Below are 17,898 nucleotides of genomic sequence, written 5' to 3'. Positions count from 1 at the left end.
CAACCTCCTTTCATCAGATGTAATTGTCCAAACCCATTTTTTTAAGCTCTTCGGTGATTTGGCCGTATATTTTCTGTAACATCTGAATCATTTGATCTTTTTCCACTTCACTTAACGGACTGAAAAAACTGCTGTCTCTTTCTATTCTTGTTTCATGCATCATTTCGTGTTCCTTATAGATCTCTCTGCCGATGTCTGTGAGCCTGAAGTAAAGCTCCTTCTTATTCTCAGGCTTTTGGTAGCGTTCAATAGCCCCCATTTCGATCAATCGTTTTGTCACCTTGCTAATCGCACCTCTGGTGACTTGAAAGGATCTCGCCAATTTGGACACGTTGGGGTCCTGCATTTTCTCGATAAGATCGATGCAGTGAACTTCCATAAATGTGTTCTCACGCATGAACTTATACTTTTTCTCTTCCATCGTTTTGATCAAGTTATGTCTTTCCGAAACGCGATTGAAAATTCGGCTTAATTCTTCATTGACGATCATGGCGCACCTCAATATTGTATACTTAGGAAACAATATCATATTAATTCGTTTTGTTTCCAATGTCAACAAAAAATGATCTTGAGAAGAATAGAGCGGGGACGGATGAGATCGTGAGTAGGAACTTTATCAGGATGCGATATGATCGCACCTCCCCAACTTCATAATACCCAATATTTTCCTATCCACTAAGCAAACTTCAGGTGTTATACTAATCTGTCGATAGCGTAACGGATATACATTATGTCTGTTCTTATCAAGAAGCTCGAGGTAGTATACATAATAAGTCATCAGGGGGAAATGGTTATCATGAAGAAACGTATTGCTGTACGCTTATTTATTTGTATTTTTGTCCTAAGTTTGGTCGTTCCAGGACAAGCTTCGATGGAAGCGCTTAGCCAAGAACCGATTATTAAAGATGAAAATCTCGAACAAGCGATTCATTCTTGGTTAGCTAAAAAAGGTGATGAACCACTTACCAAAGCGGATTTAGAGTCACTCACTAATGTATCTTTAGCAGGTAAAGGAATTAAAGATCTGCAGGGATTGGAGTATGCCGTCAATGTCACGGAACTCGATTTAGACCGTAATGAAATTACTGATCTTACACCGCTAAAGAACCTTTCAAAGATCCGTAGTCTCAGCCTCAAAGCAAATCAGATCTCATCGATTGAGGAATTGTCAGCTCTGAAGGATTTGAAGTATCTTGAAGTAAGCTGGAATCAGATATCATCCTTGGATGTAGTGAAACAATTGCCTCACCTAATCGAGTTGGACGCCGACCATAATCAAATTTCGAATGTTCAAGCACTCTCTAGTGCCGCAGAATTAGCGTATTTGAAAATGAGCGACAACGCGATAGAAGACATAGTTCCCCTCGGCAACATGAAGAATCTGACATATCTTGATGTGTCTTACAATAAGATTAAGGATTTTTCGCCGCTACGGAAGCTATCCAAAAGTCTGTCGTATCTGGGGATTAGCGGAAACCGGGTTACTGATCTTAAGCTGCTAGAAGGATTCAACAATCTCGAAGGTCTCTCTGCCAACAACAATAACATCGAGAGTCTTGCCCCTTTAGCGAAATTAACTAACTTGTCTACATTGGATCTATCCTCCAACGAGATTAAAGATGTAGACCCGTTAAAACAATTGAACAAGTTAGATACCCTCTACTTGGATAACAACCGAGTGTGGAATTTGGAACCGTTAAGAAATTTGAAGTCCCTAAGAATTCTAAATTTGAACAATAACCGGGTATGGGATCTGGAGCCGATTCAAAATAATAGTTATGATTTTCATTGGGATACGGGGGCAGAACGCTACGGACTGCAGTTGAACGATAACTACTTGGACTTAAGGCAAGGAACCCAAACCTATAAAATATTTAACAAATTGAATGCGGATCGTTATGGTATTATGTCTCAGCGCAAGACTCAACGCTTGATGATCGGCAGCAAGACAGCCTATGTGGGCGACAGTATCTACAATATAACAGCAGCGCCATTCATTCAGACAGGCCGTACCTACGTACCTATTCGTTTCATTTCCGAGAAGCTAGGGGCAAAGGTGAACTGGAACCAGAGTACGAAAGAGGTAACGATTCAAAAGGACGGTAAAACGATTCGTTGGTCTGTGGGGAATAAGCAAGTTAAGATAAACCAGCAAACTGTGATGTCCGACGCTCCTTTACTACTGAGAAATAACAGCACTTTCGTTCCTGTACGCTTTGTGTCGGAGCAGCTTAATACTTCTGTTGAATATTTAGGCAGCAAAAAAATGGTCATCATTTTTGAGAATAAGACCGCATAACAGAATTCAATCTAGGCGCACTGATCTAATAGATCAAGCGTCTTTTTTTGTGTCATTTCATATTTATGAAATTATTTCATAATATATTGAATGTTGCTCTTGTATATATTACATTATTCATAAATATGAAATTTAGGGTGGAGTAATGAATATAGGGATGGAAATAAAGAAATTGAGGACTGAAAAAGGAATTACTTTGAAAGAGCTAAGTGAAAAAAGCGAACTATCTGTTGGATTTCTGTCTCAATTAGAAAGGGGGCTTACGACCATAGCAGTTGATTCACTTGAAAAACTAGCTGATATTTTGGAAGTACATTTAACACATTTTTTTGATTATCCACCTAAAAAGAAAGATGTGGTTCTAAGAAGCTATGAACAAGAAATAATGGATTCAGTAGAAGGTGGTTTTATTAAATATAGTTTAAGTACAGATTTGGAGAATAAACAACTTGTTCCAAGACTTATAGAAATTCTTCCTCAAATGAAAGATGAAGAAATATTATCCTATAAGCATGAGGGAGAAGAGTTCATTTATGTATTAGAAGGTATATTAACAGTCTACATAAATGGTACGAGGCATGAAGTATATCCTGGTGACAGTGTTCATATGGACTCAAATATTGACCACAATTGGGCTAATTATACAAACAAAAAGGTCAAGCTTATCGCTGTGAATACCCCTAATTATATCTACAATAGTCGGTTTAACAATGGATAAATTTATATTATATCTAATCGGTTCTTTCTTTGTAATCGGAGCTATTGATTATATTACCGGAAATCATTTGAAACTGGGTGGGAAATTTGAGGAAGGCATAAAGACCATGGGGGCTTTAGGGCTTGGCATGATAGGAATACTTTCTTTAGCCCCTATATTTACAAATTTTCTATCCGCTGTGATTATTCCAATCTGTAGAGCTTTTCATCTAGATCCTTCTATCGTTCCCGCAGCATTTTTAGCTGTAGATATGGGGGGCTATCAAATCGCTGATAAGCTAGCATTAACAAAGGAAATGGGGGCATTCTCAGGAATTATCATCGCGTCAACTTTAGGAGCCACAATTAGTTTTTCAATACCTGTCGCGTTAGGGATGCTTTCTAAAGAGGATGAAAAGTATTTTTCTAAGGGTGTGCTGGTTGGAATTATTACTATACCGATAGGATGTCTTGCAGCTGGCTTATGGCAAAAAATAAATTTCGGCATATTAGTATGGAATCTGGCACCTATATTTGTTTTTGCCATTATTTTAGGAGCAGCTTTATTAAAAGCTCCTCATGTTTTTATAAAAGTTTTTAATGTATTTGGAAAGCTTATCATGAGTTTGAGTACTGTTGGATTACTTTTACAAGGTATAGATGTGATATTTGGTGTAAGGCTTGTCTCAGGATTAGCACCCCTATCTGAATGTACAGTTATCGTAGGCAAAATCGCTTTGGTCTTAGGTGGAGCATATCCTATGCTAGATTTTATTATTCGAATTTTTAAAAATAGTTTTGAAAAAATAGGGGATAAATTTGGAATTAATTCCGTGTCAGTAGCGGGGATTCTAGGGAATTTGGCTAGTAATCTGTTGATATTCGGAACATATAAGGAGATGAATCCTAAAGGAAAAGTGGTATGTGCTGCCTTTGGAGTAAGTGGAGCATTTGTATTTGGTGGTCAGCTTGGCTTTGTGTCAGGAGTAGCCCCTGAAATGTTAGGAGCGTTTATCATATCAAAGCTTACAGCCGGAATCATTAGTATAGTACTAGCTTCATGGCTGTATGATCGTGAAAGCAAAGAATTTAGCCTTAAGAAAAATGGAGGTATTCGTAATGAATATCAGGGACAGAGTCGAAAAGTTAAGACAGCTAATGAAAGAAAATCAAATGGATGCTTATATCATTCCGAGTTTTGATGCACATCAGAGTGAATATGTAGCAGAACATTGGAAATCTAGACAATGGATATCAGGATTTACAGGGTCTGCAGGCACTGTAGTTATTACATTAGAGGATGCTGGGCTATGGACAGATGGCAGATACTATATTCAAGCTGAAAAGCAGCTTGAGGGATCAGGAATCAGATTATTTAGAATGATGGATCCTGGGGTACCATTTTATACAAAATGGCTAGCAGATGTTCTAAATGAAGGAAGCATTGTGGGCTTTGATGGAAATGTTTTTTCATTGGATATGGTTAAAAAGATGGAAAAAGATCTAAAAGCAAAGAGAATCGAATTAAAAATGAATCAAGATTTCATTGGTGATCTGTGGGAAGATAGACCGGAGATTCCTAAAGGATCAATTTTTACCCATGACGTAAAATATGCAGGCAAATCGCGAGTAGAAAAATTAAATGAAGTAAGAGAAGAAATGAAAAATATAGGAGCAAATTATTATATTCTAACTTCTCTTGATGACATTGCATGGCTATTGAATATAAGAGGGGCCGATGTGCCTAACAATCCAGTTGTAATAGCTAATGTAATTGTAGCAGAACATAAATGTTATTTATTTATTGATTCTAGCAAGGTTCCCTCATTGGTCAAAACAGAACTGGAGGCTGAAGGAATCGAGTTAAAAGCGAATTATGAAATACAAACATTCTTGAGAAATCTCCCAAGCGAAGATGCGATTATTTTAGATTCGAATAAAACAAATATCAGTTTATATAATGCCATAAATAGTAATACAAAGAAAATTGAAAGTCCTGACATCACGACTAATTTAAAAGCTATTAAAAATGAAGTTGAGATAAAAAATTTAAAATGGTGTGGAATAAAAGATGGTTTAGCCATGGTGAAATTTATAAAATGGCTAAAAAACGTTGTAGATAAAGAAGAAATTACAGAGATAACTGCAGAAGAAAGATTAGAAGATTTCAGAAGAGGGCAGGAAGGATTTGTTGGACCTAGTTTTGATACGATAGCAGGTTATAAAGAACATGCTGCGATGATGCATTATAAAGCTAATAAAGAAACGCAATATACGCTTAAGAATGAAGGTCTTTTTTTAATTGATTCAGGCGGACAGTATTATGATGGAACAACCGATATTACACGAACGATTGTTTTAGGGAAACTTACCGATGAACAAAAAAGAGATTTTACTTTGGTGTTAAAAGGGTTTATTGCATTAAGCTCAGTAAAATATTTATACGGAGCAACAGGCGCTAACTTAGATGTTTTGGCAAGACAACCCATTTGGCAGTATGGTTTGGACTATAAATGCGGGACAGGACATGGGGTGGGTTTTTTCTTGAATGTTCATGAAGGACCACAAAGCATAAGGAATAATAATAATGTTGTATTAGAAAAAGGCATGATTATTACGAATGAACCGGGAATATACCTCGAAGGTAAATATGGAATTAGAATTGAAAATATGATGTTAGTCGCCCAAGACGAGAAAACAGAGTTTGGTCAATTTATGAAGTTTGAAGCAATCACGTATTGCCCTATTGATTTAGCCGGTATCCATAAAGATATGTTAACAGAGAGTGAAAAGCAATGGTTAAACAATTATCATCAAGAGGTATACACAAAGCTAGCTCTTTATTTAAATGAAGAAGAGAGAGTATGGCTAAGGGAAGAAACTAGGGAAATATAAATAGGTATTGCCGAATTGCGACCATGCGATATTGATCCAACCAGTTGCAAATTATCGACCATCTAATTTTCTTTCATTATGAATGGCTTATGCTCATCAGAAGCTGGATTTCATGGTAATATAGTATGCAAACATTACCAATTCATAGTTATGGAGGCGCATACATATGGACCAACCATTGCATCAAGAGGGGTATTTCGGAGAGTTCGGGGGCAGCTTTGTCCCACCGGAATTGCAGGAAGTGCTGAACTATTTGAGTGAGCAATTTTATAAGTTTCGAGACGACCCGGACTTCAAGGAAGAGCTTAGCTATTACCTACGCGAATATGTTGGTCGCCAGAGCCCGCTAACGTATGCGGAGCGGCTGTCCGAAGCTTGGGGAGGCCCTAAGATCTACTTAAAGCGGGAGGACCTGAATCATACCGGAGCGCATAAGATTAACAACGCGATTGGCCAGATTCTGCTCGCGAAGCGGATGGGAGCGAAGCGGATTATCGCCGAGACCGGTGCCGGGCAGCACGGTGTCGCTACGGCAACGGCCTGCGCTATGTTCAATATGGAATGCGTCATTTACATGGGAGCCGAAGATACGCGCCGCCAAGCGCTTAACGTGTTCCGGATGGAACTGCTCGGCGCAACCGTCATTCCGGTTCATAAAGGACAGGGACGACTGAAAGACGCGGTGGATGAAGCGCTAGACGATCTGGTACGAAACTATAAAAATACGTTTTATTTGCTCGGATCCGCGGTTGGTCCGCATCCGTTCCCAACGATGGTCAAGCATTTCCAGGCCGTCATTAGCGAAGAGTCGAAGCAGCAGATTCTGGAGAAAGAAGGTCGGTTGCCGGATGCGGTTGTGGCATGCGCGGGTGGGGGCAGCAATGCGATTGGTGCATTCGCTCACTACATTGACGAGCCAAGCGTCCGCTTGATTGGGGTCGAACCTGACAAAGCGCCAAGCTTAACCCAAGGCGTCCCCAGCATCATTCACGGCTTCAAATGCTTAGTTCTGCTGGACGAAGAAGGCCAGCCGCAGAAGACCTATTCGATCGCTGCAGGGCTCGATTATCCGGGCATCGGGCCGGAACATAGCCACTTGAAAGTGACAGGACGGGCCGAATATGCGACCATCACGAATGAGGAAGTGCTGGAAGCCTTCCAGGAGCTGTCCCGCACGGAGGGCATCATTCCTGCTCTAGAGAGCGCGCACGCAGTTGCATACGCGAAGAAGCTGGCGCCTACGATGAGTCGGGATCAGATTCTCATCGTGAACCTGTCTGGCCGCGGGGACAAGGATGTTGAACAAGTGTATCAGATGCTCAAATAATAGACGTGAGTGCAGTGGCCGCCAGGGAGTTGATCTGGCGGCTTTGCCGGTTTGCTTTGAAACATTTTTTCTTGAAATGTAGAAATCGGATTAACCGAAACGACATTGTAGTGAAGTCGAATTCTAATACGGTTTTAAAGGGAGGAGCTTTTGCATGAATTACACTTTGATGTTTTACGAGAGTCAAGAGGATTTTGCGGCAAGAACGGATCCAGCTAGGCAACAAGAATACTTGGCAGGCTGCGCACTATGTGCATGCTTTGCGACAGGCAGGAATCGTGGTATTCGGTTCGGGTCTATGTGCTCCTGAGACAGCTGGGACGATGAAACGGCGCGGCGGTGAAATGATGGTTCAGGACGGACCGTTTCCCGAGACGAAAGAACAGCTGGGTGGGATATTCGTGATTGATGTTCCGGACTTTGATATTGCGCTAGAGTGGGCTGCGCGAGGGCCAGTCGATACGGTAGAGGTCAGACAGAACCTTCCCGCGTTGAAGTAATCATTCTATGGATACGAATCAGGTCATTGAAGAAACGGCACGTGATGCTTATGGGCGATTGCTCTCCTATTTGGCTGTAAACTGGCGGGATTTGCATGCTGTTGAGGATGCCATTGGAGATGCTTTTCTAGCTGCGCTAGAAACTTGGCCCAAGGCCGGCGTTCCGGATAAGCCTGAAGCATGGCTAATTACTGCCGCCCGTAGGCGGCTGATCGACCGTGCCCGCCGCACCCGTATATCCGAAAATGCGCTGCCGACACTCCTTGCCATGTCCGAGGATACGCAACGTCTCGCTTCTTCAAGAGCTGACTTTCCGGACGAACGATTGAGGATGATGTTTCTTATCCAAAATTTATGCTAAAAACTTGTTGACTTCATAAAATCCCCATGGTACATTGTGTATGCACAACATACACAATTTGATGGGGAGGATACGGTATGCTGGCATTAGATATTCGAAATTTGAATAAGGAATACCCAAATTTTCAGCTCAAAGATGTGTCATTCCAGCTGGAGAAGGGCTATATTATGGGCTTCATCGGCGCCAATGGCGCAGGAAAGACGACCACCATCAAATCGATCATGAATATGATTCAAACCGATGGCGGCGTTGTCCGCGTTCTGGGCAAGAACATGGCCGAACACGAAATCGAGCTGAAGCAAGAGATCGGATGCGCATTTGGCGGCGTCGACTTTTATAACCGCAGCAAGATCAAAACGTTGACCGACGTGATCAAGAGGTTCTATAAGCATTGGGACGAAGCAGCCTATTCCGGCTATTTGAGTCGATTTAAATTGGATGAGAATAAAAAAGTCGCCGAATTGTCGACGGGGATGAAAGTGAAGTACACTCTGGCCCTTGCGTTATCCCATGGTGCGAAGCTGCTCATTCTCGATGAGCCGACAAGCGGACTCGACCCGGTGGCCAGAGACGATCTGCTGGATCTCTTCCAAGAGCTTGTCGCAGGCGGCGAGATCAGCATTCTTTTCTCGACCCATATTACCTCCGACTTGGAGAAGTGCGCAGATTTTATTACCTTTATCGCGGATGGGCAAATCATTAACAGCGCTGAGAAAGAAGAGTTTAAGGAGTCTTATCGCTTGCTGAGCGGTGACGAAAGCCAACTGAGCCAGGTGAGGGAACGGATGATTTCCTACAAAGTCAATTCGTTCGGCTTTACGGGATTGATCCGCTCCGAAGACTTCGATCCCTCTTCCGGCATCAAAGCCGCCACGCCGAGTCTTGAGGAGATCATGATCTATTTCGCGAAGAAGGAGCCTGCGTATGTATAACTTGGTGATGAAGGATTTGAAGTTAGGCATTCAGCCGATGTTTTTTGTATTCCCTATTTTGTTGGGAATGCTAATGCTCATTCCTAGCTGGATCTATTTTCTTGTCCCTATGTATTTTTTCTGGATCTCGGTCCCGAACATGTTCGGCAATTTTAAAACGCAGAATGACTTGATGTTTACCTCGATGATGCCCGTAACCAAGAAGGATATTGTGAAAGCAAGGGTATCCGTTATTGTCATCCTGGAGATCTTGCACATCGGGTTTGCGGTGATCTTCGGTCTGGTCCATGATCTTGTATACTCGAACTTGAACATAACCTACTATTTCTTCGCACCTTCCATGGGTTTTTGGGGACTCTGCATGGCCATGCTGGCGATCTTCAACATCATCCTTATCCCCATGTACTACAAGACGGCGTACAAATTTAGCGGGGCGCTGTTCTCAGCTACTTCAGCCGCTATGATTTTTGCCGGAATCGTACAATGGCTGGGAATTCAGATAAAGTCCGTGTCCGACATTTTTAATGTGACCATCGCTGACCATATTGCTATTCACGCATCCGTCTTGATCGCAGGAATCGTCATCTTTGCGGCATTCACCCTGATTGCTTACCGGATTGCGGTGAAACGATTCCTCAAAGTGGAACTTCTATGAACATATCAATCTCGAACACATCGGAGAAACCGATCTACCAGCAGTTATTCGAACAGATCAGCGCCCAGATTCTCAAAGGCGAACTGGAGAGCGGGTATGTATTGCCACCCATTCGGCAGGCCGCCCAGGAGCTTCGCGTCAGTGTCATCACCGTCAAGAAAGCTTGGGAAGAGCTTGAACGAAGCGGTTTGATCAACACCGTAACCGGCAAAGGATGCTTTGTCGCCGAATTTTCACCCGAGGAGATGCTGCAGATACGCAATAAGACGGTTTTGAAGCAAATGGAAAGCGACACTTCCTACTACAAATCCTTCGACCTTACCTTGGATGAAGTCATTGAGCTGTTGAAGAGGATTTATTGAAAAAAGGAGCTATTCCTGTCATGTGGCTTGGGCAACCCGCGATGTCATCCGCGGGACTCCTTTATTATTTAACAATCTAAGAGGTTGCGAAAACCCCCACGCGACGGCGGACAGAATTTTGCTCTTTAAATGATATGGAGAACCTTACCACAAGTTATGGAAAGGTTTGGATAATCCCACAAAACTGTGCATGAGATGTCGGATGGGTGTTTCCGAACCTTGCTATGCTGTACCTGAAGGGAGGTCATGCGAATGGATTTACTTGGCAATCTAAATCGAGCTTTAAATTATATCGAAGAGCATCTTGATGAAGATATAGATCTGAAGGAAGCAGCGAGGCTGGATTGTTGTTCTGACTAGCATTTTTCAAGAATGTTTTCTTTCCTTGCAGGCATTACGCTATCGGAATACATCCGTCGAAGACGCTTAACCCTAGCAGCATTTGAGCTTGGAACCAGTGATTTAAGGATTGTGGACGTGGCGGTAAAATACGGATATAGCTCAGCAGACGCTTTTTCCAGAGCTTTTCAAGGCTTGCACGGCATTTCGCCCTCTTTGGTAAAGTCCCATGCCCCATCTTTAAAAGCCTATCCGCGTATGACCTTCCAATTAACTATTCAGGGAGGAAGCGCAATGAATTATCGAATTGTTGAGAAAGAATCTTTTCGTATTGTGGGTATCATGAAAAGGGTGCCAATCCAATTTAATGGCGTAAGCGAAGAAATTGCGTCCATGTGGAAAAGCTTAACCAGTGCTGACATCGACCAGCTAAAAAAGCTCTCTAATACTGAACCGCCGGGGCTGATTTCAGCGTCGACAAATTTTTCTGAAGGGCGAATGGAGGAGAAGGGGGAGCTTGACTATTATATAGGTGTAGCTACAACCAAGGATTGTCCTGAAAATTTAGTAAAATTAGAGGTTTCTGCACTAACATGGGCTATATTCGAAGCTGTCGGACCGTTTCCCGATACATTACAAAATGTCTGGGGACGGATCTATTCGGAATGGTTTCCCTCCGCAAATTATGAGCTAGCAATGGGACCGGAGATATTATGGAATGGAAGTAAGGATGTATCTTCCCCCAATTTTAGAAGCGAGATTTGGATACCGGTTATGAAAAAATAATGAAAGAGGTTCTTACCGTAGTACTGGTACATCATTTCTGAATATAAGGCCATCCCGCCAAGGATGGCCTTAAAACTTGCCGTTACAGACAGGGCGGTGAACCGTACCATAAGTAGGGCGAAATCAATTGTTTAAATTAGTATTAATGAACAATCCAATGTTTCTGATCCTTAATTACTCATATTATAATTGTCTTCAATTTGTTTACTTGCTGCAGGCAGGTTCATTCCTTTTTTCCAAATCAGTATGTTGTCATCCTTTGTTCCAAAATACAAGGCCCGCATTTCTATATTATCGCCCCATTTAGCTTGCCAGGCATTATTTTCAGCAGGGTCTGACAGATAGTACATATTATGAAGCCCCACATCAGTGATAGGCTTCTTTTTGATTATTGTGCGGTAAGGCATGATGTACATGTTTCCGTCTTCGTCCAGTTTGTGTTTTATAACATTCAAATCATAACCATCTGTTAATTGGACATGATAGGCGATTCTACCATCAGCCAATTGACTTACATCCTTTATTTCTACAACGTTCATAGGTACGGGTATAATGTTCCATCGAAATAAACCGATATAGCCGAGAATGAATATAACAAATAATAAAGAAGCTACAAGGAGCCCTTTCATAAAGGCTTTTGTTCTTGTCTTATTCCAGAAATTTGATATGGATTGCAACACTTTAACCTCGCTTTGATTATTAACGAAGTTTACCCTGGATAATGCAATTTCACTTTGAAATTTCTGAGCTTCATATGTACAACTGCTGCAAGATGCCAAGTGTTCCTCAACCAATCTTCGGCTCTCTTCACTGCACACGTTATCGATATATAATGGCAGTAAATCGTTGATGATTTCACATTTTATTTTGATCAAGTTCAGACTCCTCCTCCAGTAAGTTTTGAATTTTTTGTTTAGCCCGGTAAAATGTAACTCTTGCCCAGCTTTCACTTTTCTCAAAGAGCTGGCTTATTTGTGAGAAGGACAGCTCTCCAAACAGCCTTAGGGTAAACACTTCCTTGTATGGCTCATTCAATTGGCGTAATACCTTATGAATTCTGAAAGCAGCATCCTTATTCAGTATAATTTCTTCAAAATTTTCTACATGTAATTCATCGAGTTTGTACTCCGGCTCAAATCGTTTTTGTTTGTTTAGATAGGAAAAATAAGTGTTTTTTGCGATTTGACACAACCAAACGTTGATTTTACACTGGCCTTTGAATGTGTCGATGCTCTTCAAAGCCTTAAAGAAGGTTTCTTGTGTTATTTCTTCAGCAATAGCTTCATTTCGACATAACGAAAGAACAAACAAGTGGATGTCTCGGAAGTATTGCTTGTACACATTTTCAAAATTCGTCAGATTCTCACCCCCCATTCGTATATATGACTGTGTTCATATCATTTCGTTACAACTAGATAAATTGAACTAAAGAATATTTTCAACGGCAGAATGGTCAGCGATAAGCAATGTTACTATTTCTCCAACACTTCTGTCCACCACCATTTGATAATGTTAATTTAATCATTTCTCCCACAAAATGTGCCTCAAACATTGTACTGGGATATTCTCTCAGGTTAAATTTTACAGTATAATAAATTAAATACATCTTGGGGAACTGGGAGGAGTAAGACAACCGTGCCGATCCAATTTCGATTTTACGAAATACTGATGAATCCCATTCTGTTGGATGGGGTATGGGAATTGCTGTGCCTCTACGATCGTGAATTTATCCCGCCTCTGTCCGCCCGCGATTATACGTATCAGTCCGATTTGAGGGGTTGCCAGGCGGCAAAACAAGAGCCGAATCGATATTTTGAAACGTTAAAGAAGCAATCGTTTTTGCTGGCACAGGATCAAGACAAGGTAATCGGATTCATGTCTTTTCGCACTCATTATGTTTCAGAGGATTTGAATGACCAGGTTGAAACGATCTATGTTACGACCGTTATCGTGGATAAGGAGTACCGCGGTAAAGGAATCACGACGCGCTTTTATGTGGAACTGGAGGAAATCGCAAAGCAAGGAGACCAGCCGATTATGACGAGAACTTGGTCTACGAACGACAGCCATATTCGGGTATTGAATAAAATCAGAATGCAGGAAGTCAAAAGAATCGAAAACGGACGCGGTCCCGGTCTCGACACGGTCTATTATCGCAAGAATTTATAGGAGGGCAAGACTCTTTTATGAACAGCGAACGATCCTTATGGCAGAAGCTGCAAGCATATAAGCTTCATAACAATGTGTATGTTGTTTTGATGTTGGCGGCAAGTGTGCTGGGTTCCATCCTGATTTATGTATCCCCTTTGCGAGAGATCCGCTTTGTCCCGGAGCTGGCGCTCGCCTGTGCCACGTCTTTGCTCGCGTCTATCTTCTCGCTCGTTTCCGATATTTACGTCAAGTATAAAAATCATGAAAACGATAAGCTCCTGGAAGGAATTCACGAGTTCGGTATCAACGATCTTCATTTTAATAAGCAGCTGCTCTTGGAACACTTGTTGAAGACATGCGACAAGGAAGTATGGGTCTCCGGATACCGACTTATCCTGACTAGCAAAATCACCGCAAGCTTGTCCCAAGCGATCAAGCAAGGAGCAGTCATGAAAATATTGATTTCCCCTCCCTGGCTGGACGGCTTTCGATTGGTTTATGGAGAATACGATCGTATCATCGACAATTACTGCAAATTGTTCAGTGCAATCGCAAAAGCATGCAGAGAGGCGAATCGTCCCGTCGAACAGGTTTGCGAGGTGCGCTTTACGAGGAAACCTTTGTTCAGTGATACTTATAAAGTAGATCTGCATATCGTGACGGGGCCATACATGCACAATCGGGACGAAGACGATCAGCGAATTACGGCCAACGATTTCTTTACATACAATTTAATCAAAAAAAGCCGCCTATACAAAATGGTTGAAAACGAATATTTAACACTTTGGGAAGAAGCGGACTGCGTCCTTGTATGGGGAAATTATGCGAAGGCTGCCGAGCAAATTCGAACGAACGATCTGCGGGAAAAGGAGAAAATCGAGCTCTTGAAAGACGCTTGCCAGCCGTTTGAAGAGAATGCGGGTTCGTTTGTTGCGGCGGGGAAAGAGTAGAGGGATTAGGGCAATTGCTGCTTCCGATTTCTACAAAGATTCGCAGTTACAGTGATACGCTGAACCGTATCATAAGTAAGCACAAATTTAGTTAATTGAAGCTGAAGCGTCAAAGAACAGTCAATGCTCTTGGCGCTTTTTTTGTCGGGATTTTTCGAACGTTTAAAGTGAAATGAACAATTAATAAAATCATTTTAGGTGTTATCAACCTCTAAGACCATTGGTTTTAGGGGTTTTTTATGTTCGTAAGTTTATCTATATTCTCTATTCACACTGGGAGCAGTAAATAGGATAAAAAAGGAAATGGCATTAAAGTGTATCTTGGTGATATAATGCCCATCGTACTATAAATAGGACGAAATTTTGTCTCTAAGACAATGTGATCGTTTGATGGTAATCGGTTTGTGAAGAAAGGATTATGAACAGCGTTTATCAGCTATAGTTTTTTACGTAAAAAATGAACACACGAAAGTAGGACACTATGGGTTTTAAAGATGAATTGAAACGTGGAATACGTAACGCGATGAAAGATATAGAAAAAGAAGCAAATAAGACGTGGAAGATTGATTATAAAGGGCATTGTGTTGAAGTTATACACCAGTTAAAAGAAGAGTGTCTTATCATTGATGGAACTACGGTGGATACGAATAAACGGAAATCTTTATTTTCACTCATTATTCCTTATACCAAATTATCTGGGACTCTTGATCTGGGAGATGGCGTAAAGCATACAGTTTCCGTTAAACTCGGTGGCTATAGTATAAGCTTAAACTGTATTGTCAAAATCGACAATGTTACGGTGCTCGATGATTCACTGGCGCTTGACTTTCTTCCGTGGAACCATAAAGAAAAAATCGTCCCTTTTATTGAGCGACAAGTCCAAACACACAACAAAATAGTAGACGATGGTTTACCGGATGACGAATATGTATATGATGAAAATCATCCACGAATGGCTGCGGGTTCATCTGATCATTTGGTAGATGACATACCTACTCCATTCTATGCGAAAAAGCTGCTAAAGCTATTTGAAAGACAACTCCAACATCCTACGAACAAAACACGAAAGGCAACTTACGAAGAAATCATTTCTGACAATATTGCTAGCTACGGTGAAGAATTTATTGAACGCTTCGAACAAGCTGAGTGGGATGAATCTCTCGTACAGCAAGAGGCATTATGGCTTCTTGAACATGCAGCACATCGAGAGGTTGTAAAATTCTCAATCACTGTACTTGGTTGTACGAATTGTGAAAAATATAAAGATCTGTTATTCACATTAGGCATGCATGAAGAATTTACATTATATGTCATATTTGCATTGAAAAATGGAACAAGGCAAGCGAATGACCAAATTTGGCAGCTCGCTCAGTCTGTCCATGGCTGGGGTAAAATTGCTGCAGTTAAAAGGTTGGAAGCAACAACGCCAGAAATAAAACAATGGTTGCTGACAAAGGGCTGTGAAAATGCCATTATGAATGAATATTTAGCCTATACGTGTGCCATCAAAGGAGAACTTGCTGTAGCACTACACCCAGGGACGATTTCAAAAGAGCTATATGATGGAGCGGGTCTTATCATCCAAACGTTACTTCATGAAGAGGTAGACCCTGATATCGAAGATTATTTATTTGAAAACGCGATTCTTTTCCGTTTCGCTGACCATGCTCGTATCCATTGCCAAACGCTTGAAGATTTTCATCCCCTTATGAAAATATGTGAATTTATAAATGCTGAAGAAATTTGGGATGAAAGATCTAATGATCAATGGAAGCAACAGGAGCGCATTTCTATTCAGAAAGCGATTCAAACATTTATAAATGATCCTAAGTGGTCACAGCTTGCTATGGATGCACTACAACAAGATATCGATATAAAGGCACTTGAAGTCGCCCGATTTTACCAATTAGACATCATTCCGAATTTGTTTGAGATGCTAGAGAAATATCCGACAAACAGTGAAATATATTTTTTCATTATGGGTACAAATCATCGCCAGCATATCATAGACCTCTGTACATTCGCAGAAAATCATTTATCGTTATCAAGCCCGTCAAATGAGGAAGAAGATTGTCTGCGATATATTGTTCAAGATTTACACGGGCATGAAGGAGTGGGACTACCATTGATTCAAGCTGCTCTTGAATCGGATACAGGGGTAATACAATATCAGGCACTAAGTGTGCTTGAAGAATGGACTCCTTCAATTTGGCAACAACCTAATATACTTGCCGCTATTAAAAGCATCTCAACTACGACAGAAGATAAAGAGGACCGCAAGTTAGCAAATCAGTTATTATCAAAATAAGTTGAGAGAGGATTTCTTCTCTCAGCTTATTTTTTTCTGTCCAACAACGCAATCAACCATTGGCCGAGTAGTGGTAAAGCAGAGGATCGAGTTGTAACCGTGGTATAATTACGGCTATATCGATAAAATCACTTTTACAATATATTATTCGCTTCGACCGTTTACATGGAATAAAGCATCCGTGCGTGCAAAGGATCATTTTACGGACACGCGCACAAGGCCGGCCATGGTAGCACAGAAGTTATACGAGGCGGGCCGTGACTGATGTGCTGTAAGGGCTATCGTAATTTTATGGCCATTCGAATTGGAAAAGTACTCAGGGTTTTTGCTTGACAAGATGAAGGGTTTTATGGGAAGTTACAGGTGTCGAAAAGGTTAACAGAGCACGAGAAGTGGGGAAGGAGAAACACTATGAAAGCCAATCGAATGGAAGCGTTCAGCGATGGCGTACTGGCGATTATCATTACGATCATGGTGTTGGAATTTAAAGTGCCGGAAGGCCATGACTGGTATGCGCTGATCGGGCTTGGCCCAAAGATTCTTAGCTACATCTTCAGTTTCGTATATATCGGCATCTACTGGAACAATCATCATCATTTGCTACACATGGTTCGAACGATGAACGGGCGGTTGATGTGGCTCAATTTGCTGCTTCTCTTCTGGTTATCTCTTGTGCCGTTCACGACAGCTTGGATGGGGGAAAGCCACTTTGCAGCCACTCCAACGGCGCTGTACGGTATTATTCTACTACTCGCGGCATTCTCATACTGGCTGCTTCAGCGCGCGATTATTAACCAGCATCCCGGCGATTCCTCATTCGTTCTGGCGATGGGGAAAGACTGGAAGGTGAGATTATCTACCTTGCTCTACTTGATCGCAGTCTTGACCGCATATGTGAGTCCTTGGATATCCGGCTTCTTTTTTGTACTCGTTGCTGTAATCTGGTTCGTGCCGGATAAGCGAATTGAGCATGCTCTGAGAGGCCACTAAGAAATGCTCTTCAATTCTCGCGTGCAGCGGGTTTCGAAGAGCTTTTTTTTATGGCTGACCAATAGACGAACCGTGTATCCGTGACATTTAAACTTGCCGTTTTGGTTAGCGCGGAGGACCGTACCACAAATGAGCGAAATTTTGGACAGTAATGCTCAACAGGGCCTGGAGAGTTATTCCTCTCCAACGGTTCCATTTTCAATTTTAAACCATCTATTTGGAGGGAATGGAATTAATCGTTTGTGGATTGATCAATACAATAAAATGGATAAGAAGTCTCCCGAACCTTTAGGGATAATAACCGGAGGGAAAGAGAGTAATTCCTAAAATTTTATAAATTGAAGATG

The 17,898-nt window shown here is 41.6% G+C and carries 18 protein-coding genes and 1 pseudogene; 16 read left to right on the top strand and 3 right to left on the bottom strand.

The window, feature by feature from the left end; all coding sequences use genetic code 11:
* Positions 1-13 precede the first annotated feature (13 nt).
* A complete protein-coding gene (locus MUG84_RS14790) occupies positions 14-490 on the bottom strand; it encodes a MarR family transcriptional regulator (protein WP_244725897.1) in 477 nt (158 codons plus the stop codon).
* A gap of 306 nt (positions 491-796) precedes the next feature.
* Here MUG84_RS14790 and MUG84_RS14785 point away from each other — a divergent pair, with 306 nt between their 5' ends.
* From MUG84_RS14785 to MUG84_RS14735, 11 genes and pseudogenes are all read left to right on the top strand, one after another.
* Complete coding sequence (locus tag MUG84_RS14785; RefSeq protein ID WP_244725893.1) at positions 797-2,299, top strand: stalk domain-containing protein; 1,503 nt, start codon at positions 797-799, stop codon at positions 2,297-2,299.
* Positions 2,300-2,444: 145 nt separating this feature from the next.
* Complete coding sequence (locus MUG84_RS14780; RefSeq protein WP_244725891.1) at positions 2,445-3,017, top strand: helix-turn-helix domain-containing protein; 573 nt, start codon at positions 2,445-2,447, stop codon at positions 3,015-3,017.
* Positions 3,010-4,197, top strand: coding sequence for an ethanolamine utilization protein EutH (eutH, locus tag MUG84_RS14775; RefSeq protein ID WP_244725889.1), 1,188 nt, complete (start codon positions 3,010-3,012; stop codon positions 4,195-4,197). The genes MUG84_RS14780 and eutH overlap by 8 nt, the downstream gene beginning before the upstream one ends.
* Positions 4,115-5,890 carry an aminopeptidase P family protein gene (locus tag MUG84_RS14770; RefSeq protein ID WP_244725886.1) on the top strand — a complete coding sequence of 592 codons (1,776 nt, stop codon included), beginning with the start codon at positions 4,115-4,117 and terminating at the stop codon, positions 5,888-5,890. The genes eutH and MUG84_RS14770 overlap by 83 nt, the downstream gene beginning before the upstream one ends.
* 166 nt (positions 5,891-6,056) lie before the next feature.
* Positions 6,057-7,217, top strand: a complete 1,161-nt coding sequence (gene trpB, locus MUG84_RS14765; RefSeq protein ID WP_244725884.1) for a tryptophan synthase subunit beta — start codon at positions 6,057-6,059, stop codon at positions 7,215-7,217.
* Positions 7,218-7,411: 194 nt separating this feature from the next.
* Entirely contained in the window at positions 7,412-7,717 is a 306-nt protein-coding gene (locus MUG84_RS14760) for a YciI family protein (protein WP_244725882.1), read from the top strand.
* A 7-nt stretch (positions 7,718-7,724) separates the two neighbouring features.
* Complete coding sequence (locus tag MUG84_RS14755) at positions 7,725-8,078, top strand: sigma factor (RefSeq protein ID WP_244725880.1); 354 nt, start codon at positions 7,725-7,727, stop codon at positions 8,076-8,078.
* A 77-nt stretch (positions 8,079-8,155) separates the two neighbouring features.
* On the top strand, positions 8,156-9,010 hold the full coding sequence (locus MUG84_RS14750; RefSeq protein ID WP_244725878.1) for an ABC transporter ATP-binding protein: 855 nt from the start codon (positions 8,156-8,158) through the stop codon (positions 9,008-9,010).
* A complete protein-coding gene (locus MUG84_RS14745) occupies positions 9,003-9,665 on the top strand; it encodes an ABC-2 transporter permease (protein WP_244725876.1) in 663 nt (220 codons plus the stop codon). The genes MUG84_RS14750 and MUG84_RS14745 overlap by 8 nt, the downstream gene beginning before the upstream one ends.
* Positions 9,662-10,027 carry a GntR family transcriptional regulator gene (locus tag MUG84_RS14740; protein ID WP_244725874.1) on the top strand — a complete coding sequence of 122 codons (366 nt, stop codon included), beginning with the start codon at positions 9,662-9,664 and terminating at the stop codon, positions 10,025-10,027. Before MUG84_RS14745 ends, MUG84_RS14740 begins: the two co-directional genes overlap by 4 nt.
* A 252-nt stretch (positions 10,028-10,279) precedes the next feature.
* Positions 10,280-11,152: pseudogene (locus MUG84_RS14735) on the top strand (AraC family transcriptional regulator).
* 170 nt (positions 11,153-11,322) lie between these two features.
* Here the strand turns inward: MUG84_RS14735 and MUG84_RS14730 are convergent.
* Both MUG84_RS14730 and MUG84_RS14725 read right to left on the bottom strand, forming a co-directional pair.
* On the bottom strand, positions 11,323-12,027 hold the full coding sequence (locus tag MUG84_RS14730; RefSeq protein WP_244725871.1) for a zf-HC2 domain-containing protein: 705 nt from the start codon (positions 12,025-12,027) through the stop codon (positions 11,323-11,325).
* On the bottom strand, positions 12,008-12,526 hold the full coding sequence (locus MUG84_RS14725) for an RNA polymerase sigma factor (RefSeq protein ID WP_342346118.1): 519 nt from the start codon (positions 12,524-12,526) through the stop codon (positions 12,008-12,010). The genes MUG84_RS14730 and MUG84_RS14725 overlap by 20 nt, the downstream gene beginning before the upstream one ends.
* 261 nt (positions 12,527-12,787) lie before the next feature.
* Between MUG84_RS14725 and MUG84_RS14720 the strand changes: the two genes are divergently transcribed.
* The 5 genes from MUG84_RS14720 to MUG84_RS14700 all read left to right on the top strand — a co-directional run bounded on the left by MUG84_RS14720 (position 12,788) and on the right by MUG84_RS14700 (position 17,878).
* Positions 12,788-13,321, top strand: a complete 534-nt coding sequence (locus MUG84_RS14720; protein WP_244725869.1) for a GNAT family N-acetyltransferase — start codon at positions 12,788-12,790, stop codon at positions 13,319-13,321.
* Between the two features lie 17 nt (positions 13,322-13,338).
* Positions 13,339-14,253 (top strand): hypothetical protein, encoded by a 915-nt coding sequence (locus MUG84_RS14715; protein WP_244725867.1) that lies wholly within the window; start codon positions 13,339-13,341, stop codon positions 14,251-14,253.
* A 481-nt stretch (positions 14,254-14,734) separates the two neighbouring features.
* Positions 14,735-16,561, top strand: a complete 1,827-nt coding sequence (locus tag MUG84_RS14710) for a hypothetical protein (RefSeq protein WP_244725865.1) — start codon at positions 14,735-14,737, stop codon at positions 16,559-16,561.
* Between the two features lie 411 nt (positions 16,562-16,972).
* Positions 16,973-17,551 (top strand): TMEM175 family protein, encoded by a 579-nt coding sequence (locus MUG84_RS14705; protein WP_244725862.1) that lies wholly within the window; start codon positions 16,973-16,975, stop codon positions 17,549-17,551.
* A gap of 129 nt (positions 17,552-17,680) precedes the next feature.
* Complete coding sequence (locus MUG84_RS14700; RefSeq protein WP_244725860.1) at positions 17,681-17,878, top strand: hypothetical protein; 198 nt, start codon at positions 17,681-17,683, stop codon at positions 17,876-17,878.
* Positions 17,879-17,898: the final 20 nt, after the last annotated feature.

This window comes from Paenibacillus mangrovi (genome assembly GCF_022898935.1).
GTDB lineage: Bacteria > Bacillota > Bacilli > Paenibacillales > Paenibacillaceae > Paenibacillus_AQ > Paenibacillus_AQ mangrovi.
Note: the sequence above shows the minus strand (reverse complement) of the source record. Positions and strands in the feature narration are given on the sequence as shown.

Excerpts from the sequence above, each read along its gene's own strand:
- MUG84_RS14740 (WP_244725874.1), top strand. The coding sequence starts at position 9,662 with ATGAACATATCAATCTCGAACACATCGGAGAAACCGATCTACCAGCAG.
- MUG84_RS14700 (WP_244725860.1), top strand. The coding sequence starts at position 17,681 with ATGAGCGAAATTTTGGACAGTAATGCTCAACAGGGCCTGGAGAGTTAT.
- MUG84_RS14770 (WP_244725886.1), top strand. The coding sequence starts at position 4,115 with ATGAATATCAGGGACAGAGTCGAAAAGTTAAGACAGCTAATGAAAGAA.
- MUG84_RS14790 (WP_244725897.1), bottom strand. The coding sequence starts at position 490 with ATGATCGTCAATGAAGAATTAAGCCGAATTTTCAATCGCGTTTCGGAA.
- eutH (WP_244725889.1), top strand. The coding sequence starts at position 3,010 with ATGGATAAATTTATATTATATCTAATCGGTTCTTTCTTTGTAATCGGA.
- MUG84_RS14780 (WP_244725891.1), top strand. The coding sequence starts at position 2,445 with ATGAATATAGGGATGGAAATAAAGAAATTGAGGACTGAAAAAGGAATT.
- MUG84_RS14755 (WP_244725880.1), top strand. The coding sequence starts at position 7,725 with ATGGATACGAATCAGGTCATTGAAGAAACGGCACGTGATGCTTATGGG.
- MUG84_RS14745 (WP_244725876.1), top strand. The coding sequence starts at position 9,003 with ATGTATAACTTGGTGATGAAGGATTTGAAGTTAGGCATTCAGCCGATG.
- MUG84_RS14715 (WP_244725867.1), top strand. The coding sequence starts at position 13,339 with ATGAACAGCGAACGATCCTTATGGCAGAAGCTGCAAGCATATAAGCTT.
- MUG84_RS14705 (WP_244725862.1), top strand. The coding sequence starts at position 16,973 with ATGAAAGCCAATCGAATGGAAGCGTTCAGCGATGGCGTACTGGCGATT.
- MUG84_RS14725 (WP_342346118.1), bottom strand. The coding sequence starts at position 12,526 with ATGGGGGGTGAGAATCTGACGAATTTTGAAAATGTGTACAAGCAATAC.
- MUG84_RS14750 (WP_244725878.1), top strand. The coding sequence starts at position 8,156 with ATGCTGGCATTAGATATTCGAAATTTGAATAAGGAATACCCAAATTTT.
- MUG84_RS14710 (WP_244725865.1), top strand. The coding sequence starts at position 14,735 with ATGGGTTTTAAAGATGAATTGAAACGTGGAATACGTAACGCGATGAAA.
- MUG84_RS14785 (WP_244725893.1), top strand. The coding sequence starts at position 797 with ATGAAGAAACGTATTGCTGTACGCTTATTTATTTGTATTTTTGTCCTA.
- trpB (WP_244725884.1), top strand. The coding sequence starts at position 6,057 with ATGGACCAACCATTGCATCAAGAGGGGTATTTCGGAGAGTTCGGGGGC.